We start from the raw sequence: 19465 nt of genomic DNA on the forward strand, positions 1-19465 counted from the left end.
TTCCAACCCCTCATGACATCTAGTGTTTCTAGTGAAGATATTTCATCCGGTGTAGGAAATAAACGAAGGGTTGCGATCGCCCCTTTGCAGGTTACATCTTTAAACACTTGTCTGAGTTCAGGAAAGACCACATCCACCCATCGATTTACTTGATTAATAGACATCACGAGACGTTTAACAATTACATCACGGTTAGAAATTAGAACTCTAAGTTTCTCAAATGATTCGGATGTGGGACGAACAAAGGAATAATAGCCGTTTTTGACCATATCCGCAATAACGAGGGCATCTTTTTTATCACTTTTCGATTGAGTATTGTCACGATTCTCTTTATTCCTTTTTACTAAGTGGGGATTCACAGTAACTACCTCAATGTTTTGTTTATCCAGCCATTTTGATAGGTTAATCCAGTAATGTCCTGTAGGTTCCATACCCACTATTGTGGAATCTAAGTTTTTTAGTTTTTGTAAGTTTTGAATCCAACTTAATAGTTTTACGAACCCCTCTTCATTATTTTCAAATGTAAGAGGATCTCCAACTACAATTCCACGGAAGTTAACAGCTCGAGCAACGTGTAATTGTTGGGCTATATCCACACCTACAATTAGATGTGTATCGGAAATTCTTTCTATTAGTTGATTTTGTTTGTCTTGCATTTTAAAATTCATAGTAGGGCTTCCTCCTTAAGACTTTGAGTTAGATTGGACTCTATACTCATATCTTACTGAGGGGCTCTATTTTTTTCAAACCTGATATTTAACGATCTACAGGAATGCTAACGGGTGCGTTAGCTGAAATCAGAGCTGTTTATAAGGGCAGCTCTTTTCTTATGGAACTAAATGGGCAGGTAGTTAACAAGTTTGTTAGAAACATATGGAGTGAATAGAAAAACCGTTCAATTTTTTGAACGGATTGAATCAAATTAGTTATTTTATACAATTTATATTCCTGTTTTAATGCCAAAACCTATTAAAATTAAGCCAGTTGATTTTTGGAACGCTTTCTGGAATTTGGAGTTGTTCAACCATTTTTTTGCGTAATCAATTAGATAAACAAGAAATAGAAACCATAATACAGCGAGTAAGGTTAAGATGAAGGCTAATATAATCAATTGCTGGTTTACATTTCCATTCAAATTGACAAATTGCGGCATGATTGTTATATAAACTAAAATAGTCTTTGGATTAAGAATATTATTAAGTAATGCTTGCATAAAGGAATCCTTATTATGCCGATTTAAATACTTCGTGGGTGTATTTGCTTGTGCTTGTATTTCTTTTAAAGAAAAAGCGCTTTTAGTAAAAAAACTTTTAATCCCTAAATAAATTAAGTAGGCGGCTCCCAAATATTTGATTGTACTGAAAAGAATCACAGACTTTGCAATGACGACAGATAACCCAAGAATAGCAATAAGCGTCCAAAAAGAAAGTCCCGTTGCCATTCCGAGAACGGTATAATGTCCAGCTTTTGGACCATAGCGAAGCGTGTTTTTCACTAGGAGCATAGTATCTGCTCCGGGTATAATAACCATCATTGCAACTATTGATATGTAAGTTAGTAAGCTATCCATACTATTTCTCCCTTCTCGTTTGTTAGTGGCTACTCAAGTAACTACTTATTAAGTATATTGGATGCTTATGGAAAAGGTCAACAGATTTTGCTAAGATATTAGTTACTAAGGTAGCAACTAAGGTTGTGTTGGAGGATTTATGAAAGAAAACATTTTAGAAACATTAAAAAATCTAAATTTTACCGAATATGAAGCGAAAGCATATCTTACCTTATTAGAAGAATCGCCATTGACTGGCTATGCAGTAGCAAAAAACTCCGGTGTACCACGTTCAAGAATATATGAAATTCTGGACGGTCTCGCAATAAGAGGGGATATTCTGGTTAGTCCTGGAAACACACCACAGTATACTCCTGTACCTGCAAAGGAGCTAATAAAAAACCGTCGAATGAAAGCAGAAGAGAATTTTGAACTGGCAGAAAAATCATTAGCGGAGTTTGAAAGTTCTGCAAATGACCGTGAAAATATCTGGAATATCACTGGACGCAATGAAATACTCGAAAAGGTTAAAGCTTGTATATTATCTGCTGAAAAAAGAATCCTCTTAGAGATTTGGGAAGAGGAATTCGAAGAATTGGAGTCTGAACTAAGACAGGCAGCAACTAGAGGGGTCAATGTAACAATTATTGCTTATGGGGAAATCGTATGTGATTTTGCTAATGTTTACCTCCATTATATGGGTCATGAAATTACAGAAGAGTATGGTGGACGATGGCTTGTTATTAGTGGAGATGACTCAGAAGTAGTAGCAGGTATTGTCTCGCTGGGTAAAGATAGTCGTGCGGCATGGACAATGCATGTAGGTTTGGTAATGCCAATTACAGAAGTCATGATTCATGATTTGTATCTCATGGAAATTATGGAGAAACATAGAGAGCTTTTAGAAGAAAGTTTTGGTGAAAACCTTGCCAATTTACGTAAAAAATTTTCTATCCATCCAGATTTTAAGAAACATTACATTGACTAAATTTGTACTATTTTTTCCTGTTTTAACAACAAAAAGAAAAGCATTACTTTTTTATTAATCAACGTTTTGAGGAAGTAGTATGGGGCACAGTAAAAATTCAAGCTTTAACACCAGCATCCAGCGTCTATGGGCAATCCCAAGTGGCGAATATTGCTAGATGGGAATTACTAACAATGATTGATGAATATGAATGGATTTGAAGCATGGAAGCTCGCATTAGCGGAAGCATCATTTTCACCTATAGCGAAAAAATACGGGAGAGTTCCTGCAATAGTCAATGGACAATTAGAAGTTCCAGAAAATTTCATTGAAAAAGGTGAAGCCGATGTGATTGGGTCAATAAAGTCAATAATGGAGAGCTATTAGCAGTGTTAAAGCCGGAAGAAGTGTTAAGCCCGAATGCAAAAAATAAGGTATTTGAAGTATAAATCTTCTCAATCTCACAGTGCTTTACTTGAAGAAGCAAACTAAAAAAAGCCGAATCCTTAACGTACAGGAATCGACTTTTTTAGTTTGAAATTTCGCTTAGCGTAAAAATTTCCCGTTCATCTTAACCGCAAAATAACACTATTTATTTTGAAAAGATTTCTTTTGCGTTTTCCATGGCCATTTTATTTCCTAGTGCTGAATAGTCAAGCCATGGCTGATCCGGAACTACGTATACATGTTTTCCTTTAACTGCTTTCAACCCTTTCCAAATGGGTGTATCTTCCAACTGTTTAAAAGCAGTCTGAGACTCATCATCACTGTTGACAATGACAAATATAGCATCTGCATCGAAATCTGGAAGAACTTCTTGAGATATGACTTCGTAAGGTAGATTTTTATCAATCTTTTCAACACCATTGGCAGGTTTAAAACCTAAATCCTGAAATAAGATAGGTCCCATTGGCTTTTCAGTACTAAATACTCGTAACTCCTTTGCAGTAACACGGATTGCCATTACTTTACTGCCTTCACCAAGTTTATTTTCAATTAAATTTTTGACTTCTTTCGTTTGTTTTTCATAATCTGATATGAACTTTTCTGCTTGCTGTTGACGGTCGACAAGTTTAGCAACGGACTTTAAATGATCTCTCCATGTTCCTTCATCAAGATTAAATACATGAGTCGGTGCGATTTTTTCATATTTTGATACATCTTGTCCTGAAAATTCTTTATCAAGATAAATCACAGAAGGGTTTAGTTCTATCAACGCTTCCATATCTGGATCTTTTACAGGTCCAAGCTTTTGCGTATCTTTTAATCGATCCTTCACATGCGGCAGAAAATCTTTTAATTCTCCACCAATTACAGAACCAACTGGAGTTATATCTAATGCAAGTAAATCATTTGTTAGGTGGATGGAAAGTGAAGCGATTCTAGGTTCTTCACTCTCTGGTTTATTTTTTTGTGCTGATTTACTATCATTTGAAGATGTCTGTCCGCAAGCCGACAAAATAAGAATTAACATAATGCTAAATAAAATAGTAATTTTCTTTTTCATTTTTTCTCCTAATTGAAAAGTTATTTTGTTTTTGTGAGCAAGTAAAGAAAATAGGGAGCTCCTATAGCAGCGACTACTATACCAGCTGGAATAGCATTTGGATGAAATATGGATCGGCCGATGGTATCCGCAAGCACCAAAATAATGAGTCCTATAAGTCCTGCAACAGGAAGGAAATGCTGGTACATCGGGCCAACAAGCCGACGGGCAAGATGCGGGGCAACTAGACCAATAAATCCAATACCGCCGGCCATTGCTACACTCGCACATGACAAACCAACAGCAGTTACCAGCATCAGCAAACGTTGTTTTTGAACAGAAACACCAAGTCCAGCCGCTACGTCATCACCTAGTGATAAGGCATTTAATGTGTTAGATTTGAAGTAAGCATAAGGTGCTAAAATAAGGATCCACGGAAAAAGGGCAATAACATGGATCCAATCTCTTCCCCATACATTACCAACTAACCATCTTGAAGCAAATGAGTAGGTTTCTTCATCAAGACGAAGAGACAGAAAAAGTGTAATAGCACTAAAACCAGCAGAAATCGCAATTCCAATGAGAATAAGGCGAATGGGCAGTATGCCTTTGTAACGATCATAGGCAAGTAAAACAATAAGAAAAGCAGTTAAGACTCCTCCTAAAAAGGTAAATAACGGTATAAGGATTGATGCTTTTTCATCTAATGAATGAAAATATGTTACAAAGATAATGAGACCAAAGGACGCACCTGCATGTAAGCCTAAAATTCCTGGATCTGCCAAAGGATTACGCGATAAACCTTGTAGGATTGCACCTGAAATTCCTAATCCAACTCCCGCCAACATGGTAATCAAGATTCGTGGCATACGGTAATCAAATAGCACAGTAGAACTTTTAAAATCACCGTTGCCAAAAAGCGTTTGGATTACTTTTAAAGGTGAAATTCGCAGTGTACCTGTATTTAAGCTTATTAATACTGCAACTATACTAATAAAAATAAATACCATAGTAACTATATATGCCCTCTTGTTGTCTGCATTCATATGATATTTCACCTATAAGTCCCTCCCTACTTTACGAGCAATATAGAGAAAAAAAGGAACACCGACAAGGGCAACCATTATACCAATAGCCAGCTCTCTAGGCGGGTTCAACGTTCTGGCACCCAGATCAGCCAGTATTAACAGAATCGAACCCAATAATGCTGACATTGGAATAATGAGCTGATAATATCCTCCAACCAATTTTCGTGAAATATGTGGGATTACAAGTCCAACAAAACCTATTGAACCAACGGCCGAAACAGAAACTCCTGCCAGAATAACGGCTACTATCATTCCTAGTATTCTAATACGATTCGTATTCACACCAAGATTGGTGGAAATATCATTGCCCATTGAAATGAGTGATACAGATCGACCTAATGAAATTGCCCAAATAATTGCGATAAGAATAATAGGAGCAAGCACTTTCAAATGACTCCACTTTATCCCTGCTACACCTCCCGCATACCAAAATGCTAAATCCTGACTCAAATCATAATAAATGGCCACTCCTGAACTAAGTGAATGCAGGAGCGCTGCTATCACTGCACCTGAGATTGTTAGCCTTATAGGTGTTAATCCTCCCGGCACAGATGAGCCTATTATATAAATGAATAATGTACTCAACACAGCTCCTATAAATGAAAAAACCATCAAGACAGCATATGGTATATTTGGAAAGAAAGCGAAACTAAGGGCTACCACAAACATTGACCCTGCGTTAATACCAAGTATTCCTGAGTCAGCTAAGGGGTTGTGGGTGACTCCTTGCATCAAAGCACCTGCAACTGCAAAAGCTGCTCCGACTAATGCAGCGCCAATCACCCGTGGAAGCCGTAGTTCGTGGATAATCTGTTGCTGTGTCAGTGTGGGATTATAATCAAAAATCGCTGACCACACCGTATTGATGCTAACCTCTTTTGCTCCAAATGTTACAGCCAAAAATAGGCACAGCACTAATCCAATAATCACCAGAATGAATAAACACAATAGCAGAAAACCATTTGAACGCTTTTTGAGTCCCTTTAGAGAGGGATTATGTAACATTTTTTAATTCATCCTTTACTGTTCATTAATGGAATTGATAATCATTATCATGATGATTATATCTTTACTCTTTGCTGAAATCAATCTATTTTTTTAACACGTTAATTTGTTAAAATATTGAATTGTTTGTATATGTTCACATAGGCTCCAGTAGGCAGGAAAATCGTTCGTAAAAGTATACTTTTACGATTTTTTAATTATGATTGTTACGAATCTCCTTATTGTTCCAAGCATATAGTTTATAGAATTTATGATAATTAATATATAAGGGGTGAATGGATTGAACAAGGTAGGAAAAGATGATTTTGTTTCTGGGTTTGTTCCACATCATAATCATGGGTCCGTTGATTATACATCTGTAGAGGACGGCCATGTCCATCAATGTCTGGATGTAACATCCCCGCCAATTCCATCACAAGAGGGAGAACATATTCACTATACAGAAGGATATGTGGTATTTGAGGATGGGCATAACCATTATTATAAGGCATATTCGGGACAAGCCATTCCTGTTGGCAATGGAATGCACGTTCATTATTATGATTTTTACACAACTGAAGATGATGGGCATAAACATCGAGTTAGAGGGGTCGATCAACCTGCTCCAGGGAATAAATAACGGTACATGATATACAAAAAGAAAACCACAGGGGGATAATTCTAGTGGAGTTTCACCCGATTCAAAGTGCATTTATTCACCGTGGTTTTTCAAATAACCAGTGATAAATTATTTATCGAAGTATAGAAGTAAAATTAATCCAATATTAAAAGCTCCATTTCTCAGTGTCACAAACGAGAAATGGGGCTTTTTTCACTTTATGCCTAAACCCCTTATTTCGAACCCCTCCCTTTTAATCGAGAGAGGCTCTTTTTTTAAAATTTCACAAAATGCAAAAAATGAATCATTTAAAAGGTAAAGTGTAATAAATATTATTCAAACTAAATGGTTTTTCTCACTCCGAGTTGTTTCGCAGCTTTTTAAGCCAAGGATCTCATATATCGTAAAAAGTCTGATCATTCTTTAACGTTTTCAAAACATGCTTAGTCAGCATTGACGCATCATCCGTGTTTTTCCAAACTGCAGATATGGAACTGGATAATTCAGAGTTATCGATGTTCAATGCTTTAACTTTGCTTTTTCCCAACAAACTCACCATATCTTTCGGCATGAGAGCAACACCTAAGTTATTGGATATAAGGTTGGCAATCGTTAATAATTCGGATCCTTTACATAATTCTTTAGGTGAAAATCCAGCAGTCAGACAAGCCTTTTCCAAAAGGAATTGAAGGGAGTGTGCTTGGACGGCATCATAATGGATAAAAGATTCGTCTCGTGCCTCGTATAAGTGTATCGCATCCTTTTGGGCCAGTGGATGATCAATGGAAACCACTAATTGTAAAGGGAACCTTTTGAATTCAATCATGCTTAATCCTTCATTTGCAATGATGTTATTGTGTATGGGCGTTCGGATGAAACCGATGTGATAATTTTGTTGGTTTACGAGCTTCACTGCCCTTGAGGATGTTGTTTCATGCAGGTAAAAATCTGTTTCCGGGTATTCCCCCACTAACTTTTTCAATAACTTCGGGATATAGATGCTCGCTGCAGAGGGGACAGTAGCTATCTTCATTTTAGGCTTGGGGATGGTTTTATTTTCAACTATGTAATTCACTGTTTTCTCAATATCTTCAAAGGAAGGGGCAAGTTTTTTATAGATGTACTCTCCTTCTTCCGTCAATGTAATTTTTCTTGTCGTTCGATTTAATAGTTTAAGGCCTAATTGTTTTTCGAGGGATAAAATCTGTTGGCTAAGTCCTGGCTGGGAAATATGCAGGGTTTTGGAAGCCTCGCTGAAACTAAGATGGTTAGAAACCTCTATGAAATAGCGGAGGGATAGGAAATTCAAACAATCACCCACTTCAGTTAGATTGGAAAATACACACAAAAAAATAGCTGGTAAAAGGAAGGGCGGACCTCAAATATACCCTCTCAAATAATATTTGTATATAACGATTAAAGGCTAGAAATATGTTAAAAGTTTCTAGTTTTATAATAAAGACTTATAAGTTTATAACAATAATATATTTCTAAAACGGAAGAGTCAATATTATCCTTAAATTAAGGGTGAAAATGTAATAAAGAGGAAAATGAACCCATTAAATAACAGAATTTTCCGTATTTAAGCAGGTGTTTTTACACATTTATGCTTGTTTATTTGATTTAAATAAAACTTTTTTAATCGACAGTAGGACTTTTGGTTTTCGTGTCTGATTTTGCAAAAAAAGGAAAAGTAAGGTGGTCGGTAGAATAATAATAGTATCATCTTTTGTAGATGATGAAAAAAATGATGGGGGGTTGTATGAAAAGGGTAATAAGTACTTTTTATTGGTTATGAGTCTAACAGTGACCGGTATTATCACGGCCTTCAGTAAGGAAAAGGACTATATTCCCGAAAAATAATGGCCAATATGCACCTACGCCTATACTGAGGATTGCTAAAAAGATATCGTACCAGGCAACTTGAAATTTTCCCTTTTGACGCTTCTTCCGGTTTGAAGGAAAACTAAAAAAAATCAAGGATAGTGCAAACCGGCGCTTTGGATTTGTGGTTCGTGTAATGGCCATTCTGCTAGTTTTAGAGGCAACTAGAGGTACAGTAGGCAGCAGGCTTTCTATTATGGTCATGGCTATATTATTTGTTTTCTATGGTTTGGACAGTGCCAGGCTTCGATTATCACCCGGATGTAAAGGTTAGTTGTAGAGTCATGCTGGAAATTCGTGGGGGGTGATTTTTTGAATTGAATCATCATTAAGAGAACTTATCCAACAGCCAAAGGGAATGTGAATACTGTTTCAATTTAGAGATCAACCAGCATATTCCAGACTTGCAAATCGAGGATCATCCGTATATCCACTTGCCGTATGGTGAAATCCCAATTTTGTTTTTGAAAGGAGACTAATTCATGAAATTTTTAAAAAGTTTTATTTTAGTTACTTTCAGTTTCTTTTGTATGATCACACCAGCTTTTGCAAGTGTCCCCGGAGTGGATAAGTCAATGGGAAGGGGTGCAACAAAAGGAATCGTATCAGTTTCTCATCCGTTAGCAGCTGAAGCGGGTATAAAGATACTAAAACAAGGTGGAAATGCAGTCGATGCAGCAGCTGCCATTCAATTATCGTTAAATGTAGTTGAGCCAATGATGTCTGGAATCGGCGGCGGTGGTTTTATGATGATCTACAATAAAAAGGAAAATAAAATAACGATGATCGATAGTCGCGAAATGGCACCGCAAAATGTTACGCCTGAACTTTTTTTAGATTCAAAGGGAAAACCTATTCCTTTTAGTAAACGGCACATATCTGGGAAAGCGGTTGCAGTTCCCGGAACACTTTTGGGGGTAGAAACTGCTCTTGAGAAATATGGAACATTGAAATTATCACAAGTTATCGACCAGTCTATTTTACAAGCTGAAAAAGGGGTAAAAGTCAATTGGGCGACAGCTCAATATATCGATGAAAATGTAAAAAAACTTGAAAATAACCCAGCGGCTGCAAAAGTTTTTGTACCAAATGGAAAACCATTGGTAGAGGGAGATACCCTCGTTCAGCCAGATCTGGCAAAGACTCTTAAGTTAATAAAAGAACAAGGTTCTAACGTTTTTTATAAAGGTGAAATCGGAGAAGCCCTTACTAAAGAAGTTCAAAAACGTGAAGGAACGATGACAAAAGAGGATTTGGAAAACTATGTGGTGAAAGAGAGAGAACCAATTAGATCGGAATATAGGGGCTTTGAATTGGTGGGTGCAGCTTCACCAAGTTCAGGCAGTTTGACGATCCAACAAATCCTGAAGCTCATGGAAGGATACGATGTACAAAAGATGGGGGCTAACTCCCCTGAGTATCTTCATTATCTAACGGAAGCCATGCATCTCGCATATGCCGATCGAGCTGCCTATATGGCAGATGAAGATTTTTATGATGTACCTACTAAAGGACTATTGGATGAAGATTATATAAAAGAAAGAAGAAAACTCATTAATCCAAATAGATCAACAGTTGATGTCAAAGCAGGCGATCCATGGAAGTATGAGGGCAAAGAACCGACTTCAATGAAGAACGTTAAGGAAGAGCAGACCCCGATCGGACAAACGACTCACTTTTCTGTAATGGATAAGTGGGGAAATATGGTTGCTTATACGACTACAATCGAGCAAGTATTCGGATCGGGTATCATGGTACCTGATTATGGATTCATGCTTAATAATGAAATGACGGATTTTGATGCCACACCGGGGGGCGTTAACCAGGTGGAACCAAGAAAAAGACCAAGAAGCAGTATGTCCCCGACCTTCGTATTAAAAGATGGCAATCCCTTCATGGCCATTGGTTCACCAGGGGGAGCGACGATAATAGCATCGGTATCTGAAACGATTATGAATGTGCTTGATCATCATATGCTAATTCAAGATGCCATACTAGCTCCACGTATTTATTCTGCTGGTTATCCTACAGTTAGATGGGAACCGGGAATTGAACAAAATACAAGGCTGGAGTTAATGGCAAAAGGCCATGTTTATGAAGAAAAACCCCAACATATCGGTAATGTGCAAGCTGTTATTTTTGATTATGAAACAGGGAAAATGTATGGAGGAGCCGACAATACGAGAGAAGGAACTGTTCAAGGAGTGTATGATGTTTCCTATAAAGCTAAAAAGCCAAAAGAAATAAAAGAAGAAAAGAAAGGACCGTTTACCTTAAAGGTTAATGGAGCCGTTTATCCTTATACAGCTGAACAAATGAAACTGATAGATGAAAAACCCTATATTCAATCAGACAAATTGCTACTTGGATTGGGTGTAATTGGAGCAGGTGACTTAGAAACATATGAACCAGATAAAAAATCGTATTTACCGGTGTTAAAAGTAGCGAAATCTTTAGGATATAAAACAAAATGGAACGAAACAGACAAAGAGGCACTATTGGAAAAAGATCCTGCGGATTTTGAAGATCCCGACGATGATGGTAGCGTCACGAATTGATTTCCTCCTGACTAATATAACCAGTCCAGACAGGGATTCCTTTAAAAAGATGTAAAGAAGGAAATTGGGAAGTGAAACGGTCCAGACTAATGATATTCCCCTTGTGCATTGTGCAGAAGGGGAATATTTTTTTGTGCATTTTTCAGTGAAGTTTTGCTTTTTTAGTTAGTCGCTTCTATCACTCTCATTAAAAAAGCGATGTATCTCCTCAACTAATTTACATACCGCAGGTGACAGATATCGATCTTTCAAGTAGGCCAGGTATACAGTCCTTTCCAAAAAATTAGATTCTATTGCACGGATTGCAGTATCGGTTGTTGTAACGGATTTTACATAGCTTTCCGGTAAAATTGTAACACCAAGTCCTTCTTCCACCAAACTGCAAGCTGTTTCAAGTCTTTCTATTTCGTAAATAATATTGGGAAGTTCCTTTTCATTATTGAATGCTTTTAAGATATCATCTCTTGTTTGAAATCCAGTTGTACTGATGATCAATTCTTTCTTTGCAAGGTCTTGGAAAGTGATAGACTCTTTTTCGTTTAATTCGTCATCTTTATGGACCAAAAGCACGAATTTTTCATTGTATAGGGGTGCAGATATGATTTTCTCATGGTTAATTGGCTGGTTCGTGATGGTGAAATGAACATTAAACCGATTTAACGATTCGATAACCTTTTCTTCCCCCAATATTTCCCTGACTTTGAAATGAATATTAGGATAATTGATTTTAAAATTCCTGATTATCTTCGGGAACCAGATTTTGAATGATTCAATGGAACCTATAGATATTGTTCCACTTCCAACATGCTTCATCTCCTCAAGTTCCACTTGAAAATTATTGAATCTTCTTAACAAATCCGCAGATCTCGTATAAAAAATCCCCCCTGCTTCCGTAAGCTCAAGTCCCCTTGTATTACGTTCCAAAAGCTGAAAACCAACTTCTTTTTCTAATTTCATTATGGCATTACTTAAGGAAGGTTGAGATATATGCAGTATTTTAGCAGCTTTAGAGTAATTCTTTTCCTGGACAACGGTAGTGAAATAACGTAGTTGGCGAAGATCCATATATTCTCCTTTCTATAGTTTAAAACTATAGATATATTAAAATTTTGTATTGGTAATTATATATTATCTCAATTATAATTTTAAAAAAAGATATTTCAGAATTTTTTTAATAAAGGAGAAATTATGTATAATAAACCGATTTTAGATTATTGGAATGGAAGGGTTGATTCCCATTCTGAAATGGACAGCTTCAGGTACCACCAAAGAGTGCGTTTGTCACCGATTTCGGAATTAAACACCTCTCCCAAAGCATCCAGAACCTTTGGAATGATTGGCTTCAAATGTGATGAAGGCGTCAAAAGAAATAAAGGCAGGATTGGTGCTGCAGAGGGTCCTGATCATATAAGGCAGTCCTTGGCGAAATTACCATGTCATTTATCCCCCCAAACCGAGCTGGTGGATGCTGGAAATGTAATCTGTGAAGGTTCAGAGATGGAGGATGCCCAAGCTCAACTGGGATCAGCTGTTGCCCAGATATTGGAGAGTAAAGCGATTCCTATCATACTTGGCGGAGGACATGAAACCCTTTATGGTCATTATCTTGGGATAAGGAAATACGTTGGACCAAAGGCTAGATTGGGGATTATTAATATTGATGCTCACTTTGATATGAGGCCTTATGAAAAAGAAAGTTCATCAGGAACGATGTTTAAACAGATTTTGGACGAAGATCAAAGTTGTGGATATTTATGTGTCGGAATTCAGAAACAGGGAAATACGAAGGCCCTGTTTAAAACTGCTGAGAGGAGTAAGGTCGACTACATATTGGAAGAAGAGCTGTCATTGAACGAAATGAATGAAACCAAGCAGCGGATAAATGAATTCGTTAAAAAAAATGACTTCATCATTCTTACATTATGTACTGACGTTATTGATTCAGCCTACGCACCAGGGGTAAGTGCACCCTCTCCATTTGGACTGAATCCGAAATTGGTCCGTGCGATTATTAGGCATGTCGTATCAAACGAAAAGATCCTCTCCTTTGATATCGCGGAAGTGAATCCTTCGTTGGACGAAAATAATAAAACCGTTACATTGGCAGCACATTTAATAAATGAGGTATTGCTGCATTTTAAATAATAAATTATACATCTGGGGGCAGACATACGATGAATCTGGAATTAAATCAAATCACGACTTTATTTCTCGCCGTATCACTGCTTTTGGCGGGTGGACTGTTAATTAGGAAGATCCCCATCCTTAAAAGGTTTTGCATACCGGCTCCAGTAGTGGGAGGATGATTGTTCGCGATACTTGTGACAATCTTCAGACAGGCTGGATTGATCAATTTAACATTGGATACTACTTTACAAAGCCTTTTTATGCTTACTTTCTTTACAACTGTAGGGTTAGGGGCAAGCTTTAAACTTGTTAAGCTAGGTGGGAAACTGCTCGTCATTTACTGGCTGGCTTGTGGCGCCCTGGCTCTTTTTCAGAGTATGATAGGAGTTTCACTTGCAACTATACTTGATTTAGAGCCTTTATTAGGAGTAGTAATGGGCCCCATCTCGATGGAAGGAGGCCATGGGGCAGCTACTGCATTTGGCGGGACAATTGAAGATCTTGGGGTTAGTTCCGCTTTATCCATTGGACTTGCAGCAGCAACCTTTGGCTTGGTTGCAGGCGGGTTAGCTGGTGGTCCATCCGTTAAATATTTAATCACTAAGTATAAATTACAGCCATCCGAAGCGGATATTAATGATGAAGTGGCAGCAGCCGTGGAAACGAACGGAGATTCATCCAAAGGGATCAACGCCCAAAACTTCATGATCCAGATTCTGATCATAACATTCTGTATGGCAGCAGGTTCTTACTTAGGAGAGCTTTTCTCGAGTTCAACCGGTTTTGTTTTGCCGAGCTATGTAGGAGCAATGTTTGTAGCAGTTATCGTTAGAAATATTCTTGATGGTTTTAAAAGAGAAGCTGTGGATATGAAAAGCATCGATCTTATCGGAGACATAACATTGGGAATCTTTCTATCTATGGCCTTAATGAGCATAAAACTATGGGAAGTGGCCAATTTGGCATTGCCGATGCTTCTAATTGTTTTCGTCCAGGTATTTTTCATAGTACTACTTGGTACATTGGTATTATTCAGATTACTAGGTAAGAATTATGATGCAGCTGTCATGGTTGGTGGCTTTATCGGACATGGATTAGGGGCAACTCCCAACGCAATGGCAAATATGTCTGCCATTACAGGTCAATTTGGTCCTTCGAGAAGGGCATTTCTTATCGTACCGATCGTAGGGGCATTCCTCATCGACCTTTTTGCTATCCCTATTATCATTACCAGTATAAATTTGTTGAAGTGAAAAACCTTCTGACCAGGCTGTCTTTGATTTTATTCAGGGACAGTCTTTTTTATCTATATGTTATGTTGAATGCAAATGGAAGATTAGAAGCTTCCTTTACTATGAAATGAGGATCTCGGATTGGTTCGGGTGATAAAGCTTAAACGTAATCAAGTTTAATGGAACCACTCTAGGCTCCTCATTAGTGGATTAACCACGACTCTGCTAAAGGTCAATAATGATACTTGGAGGTTTTTGGTTTATAATAACAACCATCTAACATTAGAGGGGGGATCCTATGAATGAATATAATGTAACGGTCAGGAATGGCAGTACCTTAATTTTGTCGGAAATCATTAAAGCTGAAGATGAAAGAGAGGTCCTTGGAACACTTTTGATTTCCAGCGAATTATTCAATCAACCATTTACCGACATCAGGATTTTAGAACGCTGATTTGTACCAGCCCGTTCCATTTGTTACACTGTAATAAATCTTAAAACGGTAGGCGATATTATGTGCGGACGTTTCACCCTTTTCACTGACATTGAAGAAATAAAAGACCGGTTCGATATTCAAGGATCATTTGATGAAGAATACCAATTCAGTTACAATATTGCACCTTCCCACTCCGTGCTATCCGTCATTAATGACGGGGCTAGGAATCGACTTGGATATCTTCGGTGGGGACTCATTCCTTTTTGGGCAAAAGATGAAAAAGTGGGCTACAAAATGATCAATGCCAGAGCGGAATCCATTGCTGAGAAGGCAAGCTTCAAGAATGCGTATAAGAAGAAACGATGCTTGATAATCGCTGATTCCTTTTATGAGTGGAAGAAGGAACCCGAGCGAAAAATACCCATGCGAATAAAGCTTAAGAATCATGCTCCATTTGGTATGGCCGGTCTCTGGGAATCCTGGAAATCTCGAGAGGGCATCAACATTTATTCGTGCTCAGTTATAACGACCGTTCCTAATGAGCTAATGACCAGCATTCATGATCGTATGCCTGTCATCCTAAAACCTGAAGATGAAAAAGATTGGTTGAATCCATCCATTAATGATCCTGCATATCTGCAGCAGTATTTAAAATCATTCGATCCTGAACAGATGGAAGCATTTGAGGTATCGACTGATGTGAACTCAACTAAAAATAATTCACCTAACCTAATACAACAAATTTGCTGAGAGGTCCTTTCTTTAGACCTCTTTTTATTTTTAGTTCCTTCCTGATAAAAGACAGGATTTGGATCATAGTATAACAAGTAAATCATTATTGAAAAAACCTTATTTACTGCACCTGTAAAAGGCCCTTTATAATATTAAGGTCCACATGTGAAATACTTTAAAACTAAACCTTGCGAAAATACATAAAATGCTGTACTCTTATATTTGCTTTTCAATATGGCTTTCGATGTCACTTTCACAAACTCAGATGGTTTCGGCGAGTTTCCAGTCTGGTACTTTTCTGGTGGATATCGTAATATTTGATAAATTATATAATTTAGATCTTCTTATCAAGAGAGACGGAGGGACTGGCCCGAAGATGTCTCGGCAGCAGACTTAATAGGAGTGCTGTGCCAAATCCAGCAGGCTAATTTTTGCCTGAAAGATAAGGGGGGCGTTTTTTATAAATTAAAAGACCTCTTCTTGTTGTTTAAAGGAAGAGGTCTTTTTTTATGCCGACAGTTTTAAAGCTGTTGATTCCATTATTGGGCATATCAGGTTATTATTAGCGTTATTTGCAAAAACTGTTAAAAGAATAAAGGCTGTGACATATGTCATGCGAAAAATAAAAAGAGGTGTTCATCATGAGTGCAAACAATAAAGGGAATCCCTGGGCATTGATCCCATTTGTCGTTTTTTTAATTTTATTTATTGGCTCCGGAATCATCACTAAAGATTTTTATTCATTTCCGGTGATTGTTGCGATTTCTATCGCATCAGCAGCTGCATTGGCAATGAATCGGAAAGAGACTTTCAATGAAAAGGTTGAAATCTTCTGTAAAGGTGCCGGGGACTCCAATATCATGTTAATGGTTATCATTTTCCTTTTGGCTGGCGCTTTTTCCAAGGTTGCAAATGGCATGGGGGCAGTTGAATCAACAGTGAATCTTGCCTTGGCTGTTTTTCCGCAAAATCTATTGATGGTAGGGATTTTCATTATTGCTTGTTTTATTTCTTTATCTATGGGGACAAGCATGGGAACGATTGTTGCCCTAGCACCTATTGGGGTTGGAATTAGTGAGCAAACAGATATTTCGCTTGCCCTTTCAATGGCGGCCGTTATTGGTGGTGCGATGTTTGGGGATAATCTATCCTTCATTTCGGATACAACAATCGCTGCAGTGCGGACACAGGGAACAAAAATGAAGGATAAGTTTAAAGTGAATTTTTTCATCGTTTTACCTGCCGCCATCATCACATGTGCCATCCTTGGAATTTTAACAATGGGTGAACAAGCCGACATTTCCCAACATGCTTATAATTGGGTGAAGATCGTTCCATATCTTTGCGTATTGATCACCGCATTGGCAGGAGTGAATGTGTTTCTGGTCCTTTCCATCGGGATCGTATTTGCCGGAATTATCGGCTTGGCTGATGGAAGTTATCAACCGTTGGGTGTCATTCAAAAAGTTGGGGAAGGAATGGCGGGAATGTATGAAATCTCCTTTCTTGCCATTTTAATAGCAGGTATGGTAGCTGTCATCAAACATAATGGTGGCATCGATTATTTACTCCACCTTGTGACCCGAAATAGCAAATCAAAAAAAGGAGCGGAATTCAGCATTGCCGGGCTTGTTGGTTTGACGAACCTTTCAACGGCAAATAATACGATTTCGATTATCATTGCTGGGCCGCTAGCCAAAAATATTGCCGAGAAATATGGGATTGATCCACGTAAATCGGCGAGCTTACTTGACGTTTTTGCGTGTAGCATCCAAGGGTTGATTCCATATGGGGCACAGCTGCTTGTTGCAGCAGGGGTAGCAAAGATTTCCCCTATAAGCATCTTGCCATATTCATATTACCCAATACTTATTGGACTTTGTGGAATCGTTGCCATCTTGATTGGTTTTCCACGGTTTCAGCCGGGAAATGATGAAGCGAAGAAACGTACTTCTTAAAATGAGAATAATTTTGAAACAACACCCTGAATCATTGGATTCAGGGTGTTGTTTGTATGGTTAAAATACTATAGGAAAAAAACAATAAAAAACGCGAAGTCATCCTCGCTCTTATGCATGATAAATGCTAATCAATGTTTAGAAAGTAACAAAGTCGCTCCTCATCTGAACTATAAATTCGAATTCTCCTGCTTGATATTTCTTTAATTTATGGAACCAACTTTTGCCCATCATCAAAATAACTGCCTAATTCAGGTCCATATTGATGAACGACGGAAAATCCACGTTCCTCCTTCATTTCCACAAAATCACGAAACTCAGGTTGTACCATCGCACCATTTTAAAAAATATGTCTGTTTGATAATGTTTCACTTGAACAAATATTTCGTTTCCATACCGATCAGTCATATTTTCAGTATGTCCAAGATTTAGAGATTACATGGAAGTGTGTTGAACGGAAAAATGAGTCGTTATGAATAGAAGACAACACCAACTAATCCAGAAAGAATAAGGACATAAGCTGGATGCCATCGTAATTTCAATAAGGCAAATAATGATAATCCAAAAACAAGTAATAAGCTTATCGTATGCCATGAAAAGTTCATAGCTATCATATGATTGGAAATGGCAAAACTTATCGCTGCAAAAAGGATTAAACTAGTGACAATGGGTCTTAGTCCATAAAACATCGATTGAATAATTGGATAATGATTCAATTTGCTGAAGAAGGTGGCTATAACGATTATGACTATAATTGCAGGAAGCAGGATTCCGAGAGCAGATGATATGGCTCCTGCTAATCCAGCAGTCGAATAGCCAACGAGAATGGCACTATTGGTGGTGATAGGACCTGGGGACATGCCGGAAATGGCGATTACATCGGTAAATTGTTGTGTCGTCATCCAACCATGCTGTGAGACTTCCGATCCTATTACGGGAATCATGGCGTATCCCCCGCCAAACGATACAAATCCGATAATAAAGAAGGTGCTAAACAACTCCCACAATTCCATCATAATTTATCCCACGCTTTCTTGAAAATTAGTTTAAACCGATAACAGGGAAATATCGCCCACCTTTCATGGACCTATATGCCTGCACCCATGAAATATTCGAAATCATTCTCTTCTTCTTTCTTTTCTTTTCGGTCCATGTTTATTTTGTAACCTAATTTCCTCTTAATAGAGATGGTCACAACACCTGCTATCGCGCCTGCTAATATAGCTAAAACAGGGTGAATGAAAAAAAGGATTGGAATCCCCACTATTAATATACCTAATGTTGATTTGTCAACAATAGCCGTTTTTCCTATCTTGATAGCCGCATAGGCGATGATGGCAACTATGGAAGCTCTAATCGATATGAATGCGGATTCTACCTTTGGATTATCCTGAATGAAAAAATACAAAATGCCGAGGAGCACTACAATTAAAAAGGTAGGAAGTGTAACACCGATCATAGCTGCCATTGCGCCCTTCATTCCCGCAATTCGATGGCCGATAAAGGTGGCGGAGTTAACGGCGACAGCTCCCGGTACAGACTGAGATAATGCAAAAACATCCGTAACTTCTTCGCTTTTCAGCCATTTTCTCTTCTCCACTACTTCTTTTTCGATTAAAGGGATCATCGCAAACCCGCCTCCGAATGTGACAGGTGCTATTTTAAAAAAGGTCCAAAATAATTGGAGCAGTGTTTTCCATTGTCCTTTCATTGTCATCAGTCCCTTCCTATGCTTCTCTATATAAATCTTATTATTAACATATCAAAGAAAAAGGAATGGGTAAATTGCAACAAAATCATCGGGTATAACAAAACGTTATACCCAGAAGATTTATCCGTTTTATA

19 protein-coding genes, 1 pseudogene and 1 riboswitch are annotated in these 19465 nt (G+C 37.9%); of the genes and pseudogenes, 10 read left to right on the forward strand and 10 right to left on the reverse strand.

Features of this window, described 5'->3' with window-relative positions; translation table 11 throughout:
• The coding region (locus tag N9I19_RS09310; RefSeq protein WP_317777613.1) for an IS110 family transposase at positions 1–668 on the reverse strand (668 nt) is incomplete at its 3' end.
• 272 nt (positions 669–940) lie between these two features.
• The gene (locus N9I19_RS09315) at positions 941–1570 is read right to left on the reverse strand and encodes a homoserine/threonine efflux transporter (protein ID WP_061462871.1); all 630 of its coding nucleotides are present in this window, start codon (positions 1568–1570) and stop codon (positions 941–943) included.
• A 139-nt stretch (positions 1571–1709) separates the two neighbouring features.
• Here N9I19_RS09315 and N9I19_RS09320 point away from each other — a divergent pair, with 139 nt between their 5' ends.
• Positions 1710–2537, forward strand: coding sequence for a TrmB family transcriptional regulator (locus tag N9I19_RS09320; RefSeq protein WP_061462872.1), 828 nt, complete (start codon positions 1710–1712; stop codon positions 2535–2537).
• 186 nt (positions 2538–2723) lie between these two features.
• Positions 2724–2903 (forward strand): hypothetical protein, encoded by a 180-nt coding sequence (locus N9I19_RS09325; protein ID WP_317777614.1) that lies wholly within the window; start codon positions 2724–2726, stop codon positions 2901–2903.
• Between the two features lie 205 nt (positions 2904–3108).
• Here N9I19_RS09325 and N9I19_RS09330 read toward each other — a convergent pair whose 3' ends face one another.
• Genes N9I19_RS09330 through N9I19_RS09340 form a run of 3 tightly spaced genes read right to left on the reverse strand, consistent with a single transcriptional unit; the run spans position 3109 to position 6095 of the window.
• Entirely contained in the window at positions 3109–4023 is a 915-nt protein-coding gene (locus N9I19_RS09330) for an ABC transporter substrate-binding protein (RefSeq protein WP_317777615.1), read from the reverse strand.
• 20 nt (positions 4024–4043) lie between these two features.
• A complete protein-coding gene (locus N9I19_RS09335; RefSeq protein ID WP_411730424.1) occupies positions 4044–5048 on the reverse strand; it encodes a FecCD family ABC transporter permease in 1005 nt (334 codons plus the stop codon).
• Positions 5049–5060: 12 nt separating this feature from the next.
• Positions 5061–6095, reverse strand: a complete 1035-nt coding sequence (locus N9I19_RS09340) for a FecCD family ABC transporter permease (protein ID WP_061462876.1) — start codon at positions 6093–6095, stop codon at positions 5061–5063.
• 280 nt (positions 6096–6375) lie between these two features.
• Between N9I19_RS09340 and N9I19_RS09345 the strand changes: the two genes are divergently transcribed.
• Complete coding sequence (locus N9I19_RS09345) at positions 6376–6714, forward strand: YmaF family protein (RefSeq protein WP_317777616.1); 339 nt, start codon at positions 6376–6378, stop codon at positions 6712–6714.
• Between the two features lie 373 nt (positions 6715–7087).
• Here the strand turns inward: N9I19_RS09345 and N9I19_RS09350 are convergent, their stop codons facing one another.
• Positions 7088–8002: a LysR family transcriptional regulator gene (locus tag N9I19_RS09350; RefSeq protein ID WP_317777617.1), complete on the reverse strand. Its 915-nt coding sequence runs from the start codon at positions 8000–8002 to the stop codon at positions 7088–7090.
• Positions 8003–8713: 711 nt separating this feature from the next.
• On the opposite strand from N9I19_RS09350, the gene N9I19_RS09355 reads away from it, so the two are divergent.
• Positions 8714–8851 carry a hypothetical protein gene (locus N9I19_RS09355; RefSeq protein ID WP_317777654.1) on the forward strand — a complete coding sequence of 46 codons (138 nt, stop codon included), beginning with the start codon at positions 8714–8716 and terminating at the stop codon, positions 8849–8851.
• A gap of 208 nt (positions 8852–9059) precedes the next feature.
• The gene (gene ggt, locus N9I19_RS09360; protein ID WP_317777618.1) at positions 9060–11135 is read left to right on the forward strand and encodes a gamma-glutamyltransferase; all 2076 of its coding nucleotides are present in this window, start codon (positions 9060–9062) and stop codon (positions 11133–11135) included.
• A gap of 165 nt (positions 11136–11300) precedes the next feature.
• On the opposite strand, the gene N9I19_RS09365 is transcribed toward ggt, so the two are convergent.
• The gene (locus N9I19_RS09365; RefSeq protein WP_317777619.1) at positions 11301–12200 is read right to left on the reverse strand and encodes a LysR family transcriptional regulator; all 900 of its coding nucleotides are present in this window, start codon (positions 12198–12200) and stop codon (positions 11301–11303) included.
• Between the two features lie 123 nt (positions 12201–12323).
• On the opposite strand from N9I19_RS09365, the gene hutG reads away from it, so the two are divergent.
• From hutG to N9I19_RS09390, 5 genes and pseudogenes are all read left to right on the forward strand, one after another.
• Positions 12324–13280, forward strand: coding sequence for a formimidoylglutamase (hutG, locus tag N9I19_RS09370; RefSeq protein ID WP_317777620.1), 957 nt, complete (start codon positions 12324–12326; stop codon positions 13278–13280).
• A 29-nt stretch (positions 13281–13309) separates the two neighbouring features.
• Positions 13310–14515, forward strand: a pseudogene (gene gltS, locus N9I19_RS09375) (sodium/glutamate symporter).
• Positions 14516–14792: 277 nt separating this feature from the next.
• Positions 14793–14948 carry a hypothetical protein gene (locus tag N9I19_RS09380; protein WP_155727292.1) on the forward strand — a complete coding sequence of 52 codons (156 nt, stop codon included), beginning with the start codon at positions 14793–14795 and terminating at the stop codon, positions 14946–14948.
• Positions 14949–15008: 60 nt separating this feature from the next.
• Positions 15009–15680, forward strand: a complete 672-nt coding sequence (locus tag N9I19_RS09385) for an SOS response-associated peptidase (protein ID WP_089363102.1) — start codon at positions 15009–15011, stop codon at positions 15678–15680.
• Positions 15681–16003: 323 nt separating this feature from the next.
• A riboswitch (SAM riboswitch) is annotated at positions 16004–16111 on the forward strand.
• Between the two features lie 192 nt (positions 16112–16303).
• Positions 16304–17620 (forward strand): Na+/H+ antiporter NhaC family protein, encoded by a 1317-nt coding sequence (locus N9I19_RS09390; protein ID WP_089363101.1) that lies wholly within the window; start codon positions 16304–16306, stop codon positions 17618–17620.
• A gap of 208 nt (positions 17621–17828) precedes the next feature.
• Here the strand turns inward: N9I19_RS09390 and N9I19_RS25215 are convergent, their stop codons facing one another.
• The 3 genes from N9I19_RS25215 to N9I19_RS09405 form a co-directional block, all read right to left on the reverse strand.
• Complete coding sequence (locus tag N9I19_RS25215) at positions 17829–17951, reverse strand: hypothetical protein (protein ID WP_411730422.1); 123 nt, start codon at positions 17949–17951, stop codon at positions 17829–17831.
• A 139-nt stretch (positions 17952–18090) separates the two neighbouring features.
• Positions 18091–18636 (reverse strand): chromate transporter, encoded by a 546-nt coding sequence (locus N9I19_RS09400; RefSeq protein WP_317777621.1) that lies wholly within the window; start codon positions 18634–18636, stop codon positions 18091–18093.
• Positions 18637–18707: 71 nt separating this feature from the next.
• Positions 18708–19337: a chromate transporter gene (locus N9I19_RS09405; RefSeq protein WP_317777622.1), complete on the reverse strand. Its 630-nt coding sequence runs from the start codon at positions 19335–19337 to the stop codon at positions 18708–18710.
• Positions 19338–19465: the final 128 nt, after the last annotated feature.

It is taken from the genome of Peribacillus sp. CSMR9, from assembly GCF_033141925.1.
Lineage (GTDB): Bacteria > Bacillota > Bacilli > Bacillales > DSM-1321 > Peribacillus > Peribacillus simplex_A.